Origin of the sequence: Symmachiella macrocystis (genome assembly GCF_007860075.1) — a bacterium.
GTDB classification, from domain to species: Bacteria; Planctomycetota; Planctomycetia; order Planctomycetales; family Planctomycetaceae; genus Symmachiella; species Symmachiella macrocystis.
Window position 1 is genome coordinate 467051 of record NZ_SJPP01000001.1, and the last position, 13780, is coordinate 480830.

The following is a 13780-nucleotide window of genomic DNA, read 5'->3' on the forward strand; positions in this document are numbered from 1 at the left end:
GCACTAAACCGCACACTTATCTGCCACGCGCATCCATTCGCAGAGCCCGGGATAGACGCCTGAAATCGCACATCACCCAAACTTGACTGAAATGCAGGCAACCAGGAATCGCCTGCCGCTAATCGAGTTCTCGACGACTCGCCAAAGTCTTTAGGATCGGGGAAATCAACGCCGTCCAGCCTGTCTGATGACTCGCGCCCAGTCCCTTGCCGGTCTCGGCGTCGAAGTACTCATAGAACAGAACCAAGTCGCGCCAATGTGGATCATTCAGGAATCGTTCCCCCCGCGTATAACAAGGACGATCCCCTTCTGAATCCGCCAAGAACAGCTTCGCCAACCGCTTGCGGATCTCATCCGCTACCTGCCGCAAATTCATATATCGACCGGAACGCGTAGGACATTCAACCCGTAAAGTCTCTCCGTAGAACTGATGATACCGCTCCAATGCTTCGATGAGAAGATAATTCAACGGAAACCAAACGGGACCTCGCCAGTTGGAATTGCCGCCGAACAACCCACTGTCCGACTCGCCGGACAAATACTGCACGCGCAGTTTTTCACCGTTCAAATCGTATTCGAAGGGATGCTCCTCATGATATTTCGAAAGCGACCGCACTCCGTAGGGAGAGAGAAACTCATCTTCGTTGAGCAAATACCATAACAGCCGCGATAACCGTTCCCGTGTCGGAATTGCCAACAATCGCAACCCATTGCCATCCTGGTTCGGATCGCCCCGTTCCATATAGGTCATAAAGTTCGAGAGATCGGGACGATGGTTCAGGAACCAATCCATCCGCTTGCGGAACCCTGGCAACTGATCAAGAACGCGGTCGTAAATCACATCGACGGTCAATAGCGGAATCAAACCAACAATCGAACGAATCCGCAAGGGCATGCTGTGACCATCCAAATGCAAATGGTCATAGTAAAAACCGTCGGTCTCATCCCACAGCCCCGTCCCATCCAGCGAATTCATCGCTTCGGCGATCGAAACATAATGCTCAAAAAACTTCGAAGCCATATCCTCGTAGGCCGGATTATCTTCCGCCAAATCAAACGCGATCGACAACATGCTGGAACAGTAATAGGCCATCCAAGCCGTCCCGTCGGCCTGCTCCAAGTGCCCGCCCGTCGGCAATGGCTTGGACCGATCGAAGATCCCGATGTTGTCCAGTCCGAGAAAACCGCCGGTAAAGACATGTTTGCCGCGAACATCCTTGCGGTTGACCCACCAGGTAAAATTCAGCAATAGCTTTTGAAACACCCGTTCCAAAAAGATACGGTCCCGGTCTCCCAGACTCGCCGTAATCTGATACACCCGCCAGCAGGCCCAGGCGTGCACGGGAGGATTAACGTCGCTCAGATTCCATTCGTATGCCGGAATCTGCCCCGTCGGGTGCATATACCATTCACGCAAAAATAGGATCGCCTGCCCCTTGGCGAAATCCGGGTCCAAATCGGCGAACGGAATCATGTGGAACGCGGAATCCCAGGCGGCATACCAGGGGTATTCCCATTTGTCCGGCATCGAAATGATGTCGCGATTGAATAGGTGCCCCCAATCGCTATTACGGCGAACGGTCCGCGGTCCGGTATGCTGCCCCGGCGGGCTCTTTCCATCCAGCCAACGGGGGATGACATAATGATAGAACTGCTTGGTCCACAGCAGCCCCGCATTGGCTTGGCGTAAAACGCGCTGCTCGTCGACTGACAGTCCCGGGTCCACCAGCGATGCCGAAAATGCATCCGCTTCGGCAATTCGCTGCTCAAACGTGCGGTCGAATTCTTTGCCAAATGGTTGGTCTGGAACCTGATTCGTCGCTGTCATCCGCAAGCGGAACTCTACAGATCCGCCTGCCGGGACCATCGCGTGGTACCGTGCCGCCGCTTTGGTCCCCTCTGGCTCAGGATTCACCACGCCTTCGATTCCCTCCACCACGGCTAAGTGGAAGGCGTCCTTACAAGAGGGACGACGGCTTTCCGGGTCATCGATCCGCCACGTATTGGTTTCGTTTTCCGTAAACATCCAACCGGGCGGCTTCTGGTCCGGTCCGGCATCTGCATGAATCTGGAACTCGCCCAACGTCTCATGCACGGCCAATAGGCTGTTGCTGTCGATTTGGCGCAGGCTCGGCTTCACGCTTGGCTGTTCATCGGTTGGCCCACAGGACCACGTATTGCGATACCACCATGTCGGCAACAGATGGATTGGGGAAGCCTCCGGCCCGCGATTCGATATCACAATCCAAATAAGAATGTCTTCGCACGCCGCTTTGGCGTATTCGATCTGCACATCGAAATAACGACCGTCGTCGAAGACCCCCGTCTCCGTCAGTTCGAATTCCGGATCGTGTCGTGTGCGCTGTGCGTTTTCTGACCGCAAATGCTGGTAGGGATATTCTGCCTGCGGATACTTGTACAATGCTTTGAGGTAAGAATGCGTCGGCGTAGAATCAAGGTAATAATAGGCCTCTTTGACGTCCTCGCCGTGATTCCCCTCCGGTCCGGTCAAGCCAAACAGACGTTCCTTGAGGATCGGATCCTGACCATTCCATAGAGCGATGGCAAAGCAGAGTCGGCATTGCCGGTCGGTGATCCCCAGCAGCCCATCCTCGCCCCAACGGTAAGCCCGCCAAACCGCCTCTTCATGGGTAAAATGCAGCCAGGGCCTGCCGTCACTGGAGTAATCTTCGCGGACGGTGCCCCATTGCCGTTCTGCGAGATAAGGCCCCCACCGTTTCCAGTTCGCACCGGTTTCACGCCGCGATTCAGCGGCCAGTCGATTCAATTCCGCTTCAGGCATTTGCTTAACTAGACACTTTCCGAAAACGGCAGACGCGACTCACAATTTTACCGACAATCGCCAAGGGCGCCCGCTGCGTAGCACACAGTTCGATGGTACGTTCGTGTTGATAGGGACTGCACGAAACGTAGTACAAGTCATTTCAAAACCCTCTGACGCATCTCACTGACACTGATCTGAACGCTTCGAGAACAAGCACAACCGGGTCTGGAAACTGGCTCTAGAAATCCTACTGGTAAAAAGATTGCACCCCATATTGTCTCGAAGTGTATGCGAACATTAAGTCTGCACCGAAACGCCTCGGTAGGTAAGCACGTTTGTTTTGGCGGAGACTTTCGCCGCCAATTGCGGAATATCCGATTTATACCCCAGCACAATCACGACGTCCCCTTGTACCAATTTGGTATCCGTGCTGACGTTCAGCGCCAGCGAACCGTCGGCATGCCGCACTCCCACGATCAGGAAACCGTGGTTCCCGCGAACCTCGATATCACTGAGCGGTTTGTTTTCCATGACAGAGCCGGGACCGATCGCCAGCTCGTCAAATTGCAACCCGATGTGCCCCAACTCCTCCTGCATGCTGCTTTGATGAGTGATTTGCTCCAGCATGTTCTCTGCAGTAGGCCGAATAATCAGTTGCGCAACTTTAGTCGCACCGATGGCCGTCGGCAAGACCACTCGGTTGGCGCCGCAGCCCAACAACTTTTTCTCAGTGCGGGGGTTTTCACCCCGAGCGATGATCAATACGTCAGGATTCATCTCCCGGGCGGTGATCGTCACAAAGACGTTTGTGGTGTCAGCCGAGAGTACGGTCGCCAAAACCGCTGCATGGCGAATGCCGGCTTGTTCAAGAATATATTCTTCCGTGGCGTCTCCGTTGATCACCCGATAGCCTTGGGCTTCGGCCGCATGCCGCCGCCGTTCGTCAGAGTCGATGATCACAAACGGTTTCTGAGCAGCGTACAGGTCGCGGGCCAGAATCGAGCCCATACGCCCCACGCCACAAATGATCGTGTGGCCTTTCAATCGTTCGATTTCTTTGGCCATTTTCCGCGCTCCCAAAGCCTGATTCAGTTCTCCGTCGACCAGCATCTGCATGAACCCGCCGACGGTATAAATCACCGCGCCGTAACCGGCGATGATGACCATAATCGTCAGCGCCCTCAGACCCGGCGAATCAATCGGGTGCACTTCGCCGTAACCGACGCCGAAGATGGTGATAATCACCATGTAAATCGAATCTGCCAGACCCCAGCCCGCCGCCACGTAGCCCGTGATCGCAATCACGCAAATCGCCAAGAACAAAGCCATTCCCGTAACGATCTTGCGAAACGGTCCCGACTTCCGCAAGAAAGGCGATATCGGTGCGACATAGGGCGCGGAGGCTTCGGATCCCACAATTGTTTCATCCCACTCTACAACCGAAATGGTGCTACAAGACTCGCCGTGTTGCTCCAGACCCGAACACGACCGGCCACGGGCGTACACATTCCCGAAGCCGGTCGCGTTGTCTGTTCAGCAATTTGCAACTGCGATGATTACTTGATAAACAGCATTTCCTGATAGGTGGGCAACGGCCATAAATCATCGGCCACCACCGCTTCCAATTTGTCGGCAATCGAGCGAACTTTGCTCATGGCCGGCAACACGACATGGCAATAATTGCTAGCCTCTGCCAGCAAATCTTCCGTCTCCGGCTCTTCCAATGTCGCTTCCAGTTCAGCAATGCTGTCTTGCAATGCTTTCACCAAGCTGGTCATCGTATCCAACGTATCGGTATCGAATTCGAAGCCCAACATTTTCAGGTTCGCACACGTCGAAGCCAACTCATTCTGATACCGAATCGCAGCCGGGAAGATCATGGTCCTGGCCATTTCGATGGTCAGATTGACCTCCACACCGACGGTATTGCAATACTGTTCAAGATACGTATCGAGACGACTGGACAACTCACGATCAGAAAGTACAGCGTACTTGCCGAACAATTCCTTGACCTCTTCCGACTGCAGAACCGGCAGAGCATCGGTCGTGGTCTTCAGATTGAGCAAGCCCCGTTTTTCGGCTTCCTCATGCCAAGCGTCGCTATATCCATCACCATTGAACACAACCGCGCCATGCTCGTTGATGATTTCAGTCAGTAGTTTTTGCAACTCGGCGTGCAATTTACTCGGATCACCACCGGTCGCTTCTTCCAATCGTGTTGCGCAGAAGTCCAGCGAATCCGCCACGATCGTATTCATGGCGACCAATGGACCGGCGATCGATTGACTCGATCCCACAGCACGGAATTCGAACCGATTTCCGGTAAAGGCGAACGGGCTCGTCCGGTTACGGTCGCCGGCATCCTTGGGTAGCGGCGGTAACACATCGACACCAACGGTCAACGTTCCCTTGGGAATCGAAGAATTGGCACCTCCCGCTTTGATTTGCTCGAAGACGTCGGTCAATTGGTCTCCCAGGAAAACCGACATAATCGCTGGCGGAGCTTCGTTGGCCCCCAAGCGATGATCATTACTCGCCGAGGCCACGACGGCCCGCAGTAAGCCCTGGAACTTGTGGACACCCCGAATGACTGCAGCGCAGAACAACAGGAACTGCGCGTTTTCGTGCGGCGTGTCGCCCGGGTCGATCAGATTGCCTTGCGTGGCACTCCCCATCGACCAATTGACGTGCTTGCCAGAACCATTCACTCCCGCGAACGGTTTTTCATGCATTAAGCAGGCCATTCCGTACTTCTCGGCCGTCCGCTTTAAGGTGGTCATCAACAACTGTTGATGGTCAGTTGCCAGGTTGGCGAATTCAAACATCGGGGCAATCTCGAATTGGCCCGGAGCCACTTCGTTGTGCCGCGTTTTAACCGGAACCCCCAGCTTGAACAGTTCCCGTTCACTTTCGAGCATGAATGCCAACACGCGATCGGGAATCGCACCGAAGTAATGATCGTCGAATTCTTGACCCTTTGGCGGCGGAGCCCCCATCAATGTCCGACCGGCATTCAACAAGTCCGGACGGGCAAAATAGAAATTCCGGTCGACCAGAAAATACTCTTGCTCCGGACCGGCCGTCGAGGAAACCATGGCTCCGTCTGTGTGGCCGAAGAGTTTGAGAATCCGCTGGGCTTGTATGTTCAACGCTTGCATCGAACGCAGCACCGGCGTCTTTTTGTCCAGGGCTTCGCCTGTCCAAGAGACAAACGCCGTCGGAATACACAGCGTCGTTCCGTTGGGGTTTTCCATGATATACGCGGGACTGGTAACGTCCCAAATCGTATAACCCCGGGCTTCAAACGTTACGCGAATCCCGCCGGTCGGGAAACTGGAACCGTCCGGTTCGCCTTGAATCAACTGCTTGCCGGAGAATTCGGCCAGTGCGCCCCCTTCACCGTCAGGCGAGAGAAAGCTGTCATGCTTCTCGGCAGTAAAGCCGGTCAACGGGTAGAAAACGTGGGCGTAGTGCGTGGCCCCTTTTTCAATCGCCCAATCCTTCATTGCTGAGGCCACCGCATCGGCAGTGGAACAATCCAACTTTTCACCAGCGTCGATTGTGCCGCACAGTGTTTTAAAAACGGGCTTGGGCAACCGCTGCTTCATCACCGCCTTGGAAAAGACGTTGGCGTTGAACAGCTCGCCGGTCGGCGTGTCCTTAAAATTCATCGGCGACGGACTCGGCGAATAACCGGTCACCGCCGCGATGGCGGCAGACCTAGCTGAGCCGACCGTCGTCTTCGATCCGTTGCTGGATGTTGCGTATGTGCCGTCTTTTTTAGCGCCCTGGTTTGTAACCGTACTCACTGTGTCAGTACCTTTCTCGCGGCGATCGTCGCGCCGACTCCCACATCTCCACCGGGTTTCAGTCTCCCTACCAAAACAAGCTGTTCTTCCTGAGCAGCGATGATACAAATACTGGTCACGACCTTCGTCTCGGCCCGCAAAGTTGCTGGGGCCTCAACTTCCCGGTAACCGACCAGATGTCTTCTTAATGCCGTCCGTAAAGTCACGGTCGGGATTTCCGCAAGAAACTACTCGACAAACGTCGACTGCCCATGAACTGTTGAACATGCAGTTATTGCTATCAACAACTGCATACAGTGCAATTGGATAGCAGAGCACGTGCCAAACATCGCCGCAGCGTGTATGATTTCTCAAACCATTACGGATGGTACGGTCACCGGGGCACGTCTCGCTCGATATTCAAACCACACCATACCCAAGTTTTACCTGAAAAACAGCAAAATTCAGACTGTTGCCGCGAGGAATGGACACACCACAACCTTTCACCGGCAATCCCAGCATTTCGCACAAATCGAGCCGCGACAAATCGCCCCAACACCAACCCAACAGGCAAACGCTGGATTAGCTGGCATCGGCTGCCTGTAAATAATGCACGACGGCCAAGTCCTTGGGAACCACGATTTCGAAAACTCAATTGTGACCACAATCTGTGGAGTCCCTGAGTCGAGTGAACCGACACCCCCTCCCCTGCCCGGTTTGGATTGCAAACTCAGCACGGTCCGCTCTTCGCGGCACTGGATTTGCGTTCTGACCTTTTGAATTGTTTTTACGACTTTGCGTCACTGTGCGGGAAGTTATCGGCCACGAGAACGGACGACAAAACCATTGAATAATCATACTTACGATGTTGTTGTGATCGGTACGGGACCAGGCGGTGAAGGGGCGGTGATGCAGGCGGCCAAATTGGGCCGGTCCGTCGCCGTCGTCGAACGCATGGAAATGATCGGCGGAAACTGCACGCACAAAGGGACCATTCCCAGCAAAGCGCTCAGGTTCGCTATCTTCCAAGTTGCCAACTTACTCACCAGTCGGCTCGTCGATTCCGAAGCGCTCGCCAAAGCACGATCCTTATCCAACCTCCGCCGCTCCGCCCATTCCGTAATCGAGCGACAGGTCGATATGCGGCAAAGCTTTTATGACCGTAACAGTGTGCCGGTTTACGACGGACACGCGAAGTTCCGCGACCCAAATACCATTGATATTTACGACGAACTGGGAGGCAAACGCACATTAACGGCAAAAACGTTTGTGATCGCCACCGGCTCACGCCCCTTTCGGCCCCCCGAAATCGACTTCGACCATCCGCTGGTCCACGATAGTGACTCGATCCTGGATCTTCAGGAAACCCCCCGTTCAATCAGCGTGTTTGGTGCGGGCGTCATCGGTTGTGAATATGCCTCGATGTTTCGCAACATCGGTGTGAAGGTCAATCTCATCAACACTCGCGACAAACTTCTGGAGTTTCTGGATGATGAGATCATCGATGCGCTCAGCTACCACCTCCGAGACCGCGGCGTGATTATCCGACACCGGGAGTCGTATGAACGCGTCGAACCTGTGGATAACGGCGTGATCCTGCATCTCAAGTCCGGCAAACAAATCAAAACCGACATCCTGTTGTGGGCAGCGGGACGGAGTGGAAATACCAACGACCTGGGCTTAGAGTCCGTCGGCATCGAACCGGACTCGCGTGGACTGCTCCACGTGGACGAGCATTTCCGAACGTCCGCCGAACACATCTATGCTGTGGGGGACGTGATCGGCCAACCTTCGCTGGCCAGCGCCGCCTATGTGCAAGGCCGCTACGCCGCCTTTCATCTGGTACACGGCGAATGCGAGCGGGCCTTGATCGAAGACATTCCCACGGGCATTTACACCAGCCCAGAAATCAGTTCGCTGGGCAAGACCGAACGCGAACTCACCGAGATGGGGGTCCCCTACGAAGTTGGGCAATCGACATTCAAAAGCCTAGCCCGCGCACAAATCACCGGACAAACCGTGGGCATGCTCAAGCTGCTCTTCCATCGTGAGACGCTGCAACTGCTCGGCATTCACTGCTTCGGAGCCAACGCCTCAGAAATTATCCACATTGGCCAAGCCATCATGTCACAGCCGGGCGAACAAAACTCACTCCGCTATTTCGTCAACTCGACGTTTAACTATCCTACGATGGCCGAGGGCTACCGCGTCGCCGCCCTCAACGGCCTCAACCGTTTGTTTTAGGAGGCGCGAGGCGTGAGGAGAATGTAGGGTGTGTCGCGACGCACCTTTCCATATCGGGCGAACGATGCAGCCAACCCAAGTTGCTCGGCAAAAGCCTCACCGGCCGCCGTTAAAACTCGTTGACAACCTCGCCACCCTGGACCGTGAATAGCGCGCGGTAGAGGTCGACGTCAATCGATTCACTAATAAACCGTCCGCTGCCATCGGCCAATGAAAAGTGGCTGCCGCCCACATGGGGGCTGGAGAACTGAAATCGCCGCTCGGCACTGCCGGAACAACTCGTCTCCGGCGGATTCATTCCCGCCTGGGCACAATTGGGAGACGCCTTCCACCAGCGGAGTACGCCGCGTGCGAAACCTTGACTGCCGCCTCCGCCTCCTCCCCCACCGCCGCCGCCACCACCTCCGCCGGAATTGATGGCTCCTCGCGCCCAACCGCCGAATTCGAAATTGATTTCTCCGGCTGCCAAGGTATTGGTCGTGCCATCCGTCACATTCCGGAAACGTGTTGCAGAGAGCGGAAACAAGATTCCATCATCCGCCCCGGGGGTCGTGCCGGACGCTGCGGCATAGTGGCTGGGGCCGTACAGCAAGTCGACGACGTCGGTTTCGGGCTGCGAGGCACACTGGTAGGTCGGAATGACGCATATAACAGCAGCGGCATTGTTGGGGTCATCGAATCGCACATTGAAATCGTAATCGTTGTACACGGCAACTTGTTCGATGTAGGGCAAAATCAGCGTCTGCCAAGTTGTTAGCAAATGCCCATCCGAGGTGCTGCCGCTGGTCCCCAACACCCCCATCGGAAACACAAGGTGCGTCGATTGATAGTTGTGCAGCGCCAGCGCAATCTGCCGCATGTTGTTTTTGCAGGTCGTCCGCCGAGCTGCTTCACGGGCTTGCTGCACAGCCGGCAATAACAATGCAACCAAAATCGCAATAATCGCAATCACTACCAACAGTTCGATTAACGTAAAGCCTTTGCCGCTCGCTGGCTTCGGCGAACGCATGAAATTTCGAGCACTGAACTTCATCGCAGTAGGACCTCTAATGTAATTTGACCGCTTGATAGAGATGCGGCGAGCCGGTGGCGTCCGCCTTAACAAACAGCACTGCCGCCCCTTGCCGTACGTTGGGACGGAGATGTTTTCCCACGTCGACGGTACCCTGAGCAATTTCCTGGTCCGTCACGTATTCCTGCACGCACACATCCCGACTGTGGAGCGCGTCGACGGGCTGCGCACCGGAAAGATCATCAGGCCACTCACCCAATTGAATGATGCGACCGCTGTTCTGTGCCCATGCCAGACCGACTGCAGCCAACGCTCCAATCACCCCATCTTCGGTGCCGCCCAACGCTTCTAGGTGCACGCCGACAGCGGCGGCAATTGCGAACGCGGTTTCGCGGGCCACAAACTCGCTTTGGCAGCTCTGGCCCCATTCCACAACTTCCGGTGGGCACTCCCCGGTTAGGATGCATAGCCCCGGGTCACTCCCTTCGATAAACCAATCCCGCATCACCCGGCGGCAACATGGAAGTACGGACTCGACGGCCAATTGCGTTTCGTCGGCAAGATCCGGCGAGCGCAACGAATCTTGCCGACGCTGTAACGTGATCGACGCCGAACCGTTTTTTGAGGTGTACGGCACACGGGGATCGTCCAGAAGTTGGTGACGGACGATTCGCAGACAACTCCATTCCGGTGAAAGTTCGCGGACGATTTGCCGCGCCAATTGATTTGTCCCCCGCGAGCCGATGATATCCGTGTCATCAATGCCGACAATAATCACGGCGACGACTCCTGCTGCTGGGGCAGATTCGCACCAAACCACACCGAGGCGCTCAACAATCCGGCCACGATTCCGCAGATCGTGTAAGTGATTACTGCTTGCGACAGCCAGACCGAGAGCGGACGCCCGCCCGCGTGTTCCAGCCCTACTCCCTTCAACGTTCCGCGGACCAACAGCGCCGAAAGATTGGCGAACAGTCCGCCGAGAACGAATCCGATATAAACCGCGCGGCTAGAACTTGCATGCCGCAACATCCAATCCAGCGTAGGACCGATGACGGTCAGACTTGTCAACGCCCCAAACCCCAATCCCGATCCGCCAAAACCAAGCATGCGCAAGGATATTGCCGTGGCCAATGCCGAGACGCCGATGATTGACCCGGCTCCTTCTCGCGGAACCAATGCCAACCCTGCCGCCACCGGAAAGACGACCTTCAAAATCGCATGCCCCGGAATGCGCAGATGCAAGTCAATCAGCGTCGACATAGCTGCGGTGAGAACGCCAAATCCAATCAGGATCAGCCACTCCGTGGTCGACGGCACATCGCTCGCGCGGGCCAGTCGCTGCAACCTGGATTTGCCCAGCAGCCCAGGATGCGGTTTTAAAGCCGGCGTCATGCGTCATTCTCATTTACGATCTAAAATCCCACCAAATGGCAAACCCGTGCCACTTGGTCAAATCGTAACGCAAACCGCTGCCACACGCAATATAAGGCGAGCGGAGCAGACCTCACGCCGTCCCCCTCACGCCGTCCCCCTCACGCCGTCCCCCTCACGCCGTCCCCCTCACGCCATTTACGATTTCCTGAATATCCGCACTAAACTGCTCTTCAACAATCGCAAAGACTTCTTGCCGCATCTCTCGATACCGAGCCGTCAATTGCCGCGCGGGTTCCGTCAGCGTGCTCCGCCGCAGATCGCCGCCCCCCACCTGCGTTTCCACGAGCACGATCCCCAATCGGGATTCGACTTCTTTAATGCGGGACCACACGTGCCGATAGCTTTTATTGACAGCAGCGGCGGCGTTCTTGATCGATCCGGTCTCTTCAACAGCCTCCAAAATCCGGCAAATCCCCAACCCAAAGATGTAAGTACCGTCGACCTCCAACCAGACCTTTGCCCGCGGCGTGACCGCCACCTGCGCCTGTTTTTGACGAGCCATTTGAATAAGTCCTGTTATTTCGGAGGAGTCCGCTAATAGTGAAGTGGCGTGGCAAATGTAGGTCCAAGAGTTATGCGCACTCTTTACCCCTGATCCGTTTCGGACTTCGTCTCCTGCTCTTCCCTGCGAGGTGTCATCTGCACCACTTCCGGAGGGCGGACATCACCGATCACGCTTTTCAACGGGCAAACGGAATACACCGCACACTTTTTGCAGCCTACGGCGACTGCGATCGGGCAAAGAGTCATCGCACTTCTCCTGAAACGAGGCTTGAGGGGACAGGCATGAGGAAAAACATCTGCAGTCCACCATATCCCCACGCCTCTTTTTTGTTTCAGCAGCCCAAGCGCGAATCCGAATCGGGACTCCATTCCCAGCAATCAAAGGACATCCGTCGTTTCGACCGACGTCTTGTTACGTTTGTTATATCCCGATATCGCGCTGAAGGCAAAGTCTTAACAAGCCACACGCCCCAGCGATGCCAGGCGACCGCATAACGCCCGAAAAAAGCAGAGAATTAAAAGCGGTCCTTCACTTTCTCTAACCCAAGAGCTGTTGAATCTTCCGACCGCCGGCGACCAAGGGGACCGGTCGTCCGGGACTTGCGAGGATCTCTTGCCGCGGGTCGACGCCCAAGAGATGACAGGCTGTGCATAGCACATCTTTGGGATCGATCGCCTGATCAATGACATCTCCGGCGACCGCATCGGTGGTTCCCACAACCTGTCCCCGCGGCACTCCGGCACCGGCAAAGAGTTGAGAATACGCTCGCGACCAATGATCCCGGCCCGGCGCGCCGGCGGCGGTGGCGAAAAACTTCGGTGTGCGGCCATGCTCGCTGAGGCACAGGACCAACGTGTCGTCCAACAACCCGCGCTGCTCCAAATCACGGATGAGCGTCGCATACGCACGGTCAAACGCCGGTAACAGAAACTCTTTTAGACGGGAATGGTGATCGTAGTGAGTATCCCAACTCTCATCGGTTTGGCCGTATTCATCCCAGACAACGGTGACAAATTTCACGTCCGCTTCCAGCAATCGCCGCGCAGCCAGACAGGATTGGCCGAACAGCGTCATGCCGTATTCGTCGCGCAGCGCAGCCGGCTCACGCTCAATCTGAAGCGCATTGGTTACCTGCGGAGTCGCCAACAACTCAAACGCAGCCGCGCGTTGTCGCGCGTACCCCCGGGCCGCTTTCGCGCGGCTGATCGTATCGGCCGGCCCTTCCAATCGGCTTAACAGAGATCGGCGGCGCTGCAATTCACCGGAGCTGAGCGGCGCTCCGCCTCCCGCTCCGAACGCAAAGCGCCCTTCGGGGGTGATCGCACGAAACGGATCGCCCAGCGGCATGTCCCCATCGAATTCTGTCCACAGCGGATCGTACGCCGTTCCTAAAAACCCGCCAAACGTTCCCGACCGCTTATTCGGATTTGCATACAGGCTTTGCCGCCAGGGCAACATCACATTCCGCGGAACGCCCGGAGCAGATTCTCCCAACTGCCCCCGCTCACCCACGTAATCAACCAGCGACCCCAGATACGGCCATTGTTCGGGATGCCGCTGACGCCCTTCAATGCGCGCTGTGTCGGGATTGCCGGTCAGTGTGTAGGAAGCTGAGTGAATGTTCCAGGGATGCGACATCGACCGGACCAACGTGCAACGATCCAAAACCTGCGCCGACTGCGGCAGATGTTCATTGACTCGGACGCCGCTCAAGCAGGACTGCACCGAAGCAAATTCGCCGCGAATCTCCTCAGGCGCGTCCGGCTTGGGATCAAACGTGTCCAACTGGCTCCAGGCGCCGTAGATATACAACAGCAAACAACGTTTCGCCCGTGCAGCGGCAGGATGGATCACTTCGGCGGCGTTTGTCAGGTGAGCGCCGCTCGACGACAGTCCCAGCGCACCGACTGCGCCTGCCCGCAATAAGTCGCGGCGTTTCCACGCCTGTTGGTTATCTAGGAGGGATCCCGAACCACTCAAAACCGTCTCCTTTGTTCCGTCCGTTCAAA

At 56.0% G+C, this 13780-nt stretch carries 9 protein-coding genes; 1 reads left to right on the forward strand and 8 read right to left on the reverse strand.

Going from position 1 to position 13780, the window contains the following annotated elements; translation table 11 throughout:
• Window positions 1–118: 118 nt before the first annotated feature.
• From CA54_RS01830 to CA54_RS01840, 3 genes are all read right to left on the reverse strand, one after another.
• On the reverse strand, window positions 119–2803 hold the full coding sequence (locus tag CA54_RS01830; protein ID WP_146369172.1) for an MGH1-like glycoside hydrolase domain-containing protein: 2685 nt from the start codon (window positions 2801–2803) through the stop codon (window positions 119–121).
• Between the two features lie 279 nt (window positions 2804–3082).
• Window positions 3083–4201 carry a potassium channel family protein gene (locus CA54_RS01835; RefSeq protein WP_231962931.1) on the reverse strand — a complete coding sequence of 373 codons (1119 nt, stop codon included), beginning with the start codon at window positions 4199–4201 and terminating at the stop codon, window positions 3083–3085.
• A gap of 140 nt (window positions 4202–4341) precedes the next feature.
• The gene (locus tag CA54_RS01840; RefSeq protein ID WP_146372241.1) at window positions 4342–6456 is read right to left on the reverse strand and encodes a glutamine synthetase III family protein; all 2115 of its coding nucleotides are present in this window, start codon (window positions 6454–6456) and stop codon (window positions 4342–4344) included.
• Window positions 6457–7482: 1026 nt separating this feature from the next.
• Between CA54_RS01840 and sthA the strand changes: the two genes are divergently transcribed.
• Window positions 7483–8817 (forward strand): Si-specific NAD(P)(+) transhydrogenase, encoded by a 1335-nt coding sequence (gene sthA / locus CA54_RS01845; protein ID WP_390816716.1) that lies wholly within the window; start codon window positions 7483–7485, stop codon window positions 8815–8817.
• 109 nt (window positions 8818–8926) lie between these two features.
• On the opposite strand, the gene CA54_RS01850 is transcribed toward sthA, so the two are convergent.
• From CA54_RS01850 to CA54_RS01870, 5 genes are all read right to left on the reverse strand, one after another.
• The gene (locus CA54_RS01850; RefSeq protein WP_146369174.1) at window positions 8927–9826 is read right to left on the reverse strand and encodes a DUF1559 family PulG-like putative transporter; all 900 of its coding nucleotides are present in this window, start codon (window positions 9824–9826) and stop codon (window positions 8927–8929) included.
• A gap of 37 nt (window positions 9827–9863) precedes the next feature.
• Window positions 9864–10607 (reverse strand): hypothetical protein, encoded by a 744-nt coding sequence (locus CA54_RS01855; protein ID WP_146369175.1) that lies wholly within the window; start codon window positions 10605–10607, stop codon window positions 9864–9866.
• Window positions 10604–11224 carry a hypothetical protein gene (locus tag CA54_RS01860; protein ID WP_146369176.1) on the reverse strand — a complete coding sequence of 207 codons (621 nt, stop codon included), beginning with the start codon at window positions 11222–11224 and terminating at the stop codon, window positions 10604–10606. Before CA54_RS01860 ends, CA54_RS01855 begins: the two co-directional genes overlap by 4 nt.
• A 154-nt stretch (window positions 11225–11378) precedes the next feature.
• On the reverse strand, window positions 11379–11768 hold the full coding sequence (locus CA54_RS01865) for a winged helix-turn-helix domain-containing protein (protein ID WP_146369177.1): 390 nt from the start codon (window positions 11766–11768) through the stop codon (window positions 11379–11381).
• Between the two features lie 540 nt (window positions 11769–12308).
• On the reverse strand, window positions 12309–13751 hold the full coding sequence (locus CA54_RS01870) for a DUF1501 domain-containing protein (protein WP_146369178.1): 1443 nt from the start codon (window positions 13749–13751) through the stop codon (window positions 12309–12311).
• Between the last annotated feature and the right edge of the window lie 29 nt (window positions 13752–13780).

Excerpts from the sequence above, each read along its gene's own strand:
- CA54_RS01830 (WP_146369172.1), bottom strand. The coding sequence starts at position 2,803 with ATGCCTGAAGCGGAATTGAATCGACTGGCCGCTGAATCGCGGCGTGAA.
- CA54_RS01840 (WP_146372241.1), bottom strand. The coding sequence starts at position 6,456 with ATGAATTTTAAGGACACGCCGACCGGCGAGCTGTTCAACGCCAACGTC.
- sthA (WP_390816716.1), top strand. The coding sequence starts at position 7,483 with ATGCAGGCGGCCAAATTGGGCCGGTCCGTCGCCGTCGTCGAACGCATG.
- CA54_RS01850 (WP_146369174.1), bottom strand. The coding sequence starts at position 9,826 with ATGCGTTCGCCGAAGCCAGCGAGCGGCAAAGGCTTTACGTTAATCGAA.
- CA54_RS01860 (WP_146369176.1), bottom strand. The coding sequence starts at position 11,224 with ATGACGCCGGCTTTAAAACCGCATCCTGGGCTGCTGGGCAAATCCAGG.
- CA54_RS01865 (WP_146369177.1), bottom strand. The coding sequence starts at position 11,768 with ATGGCTCGTCAAAAACAGGCGCAGGTGGCGGTCACGCCGCGGGCAAAG.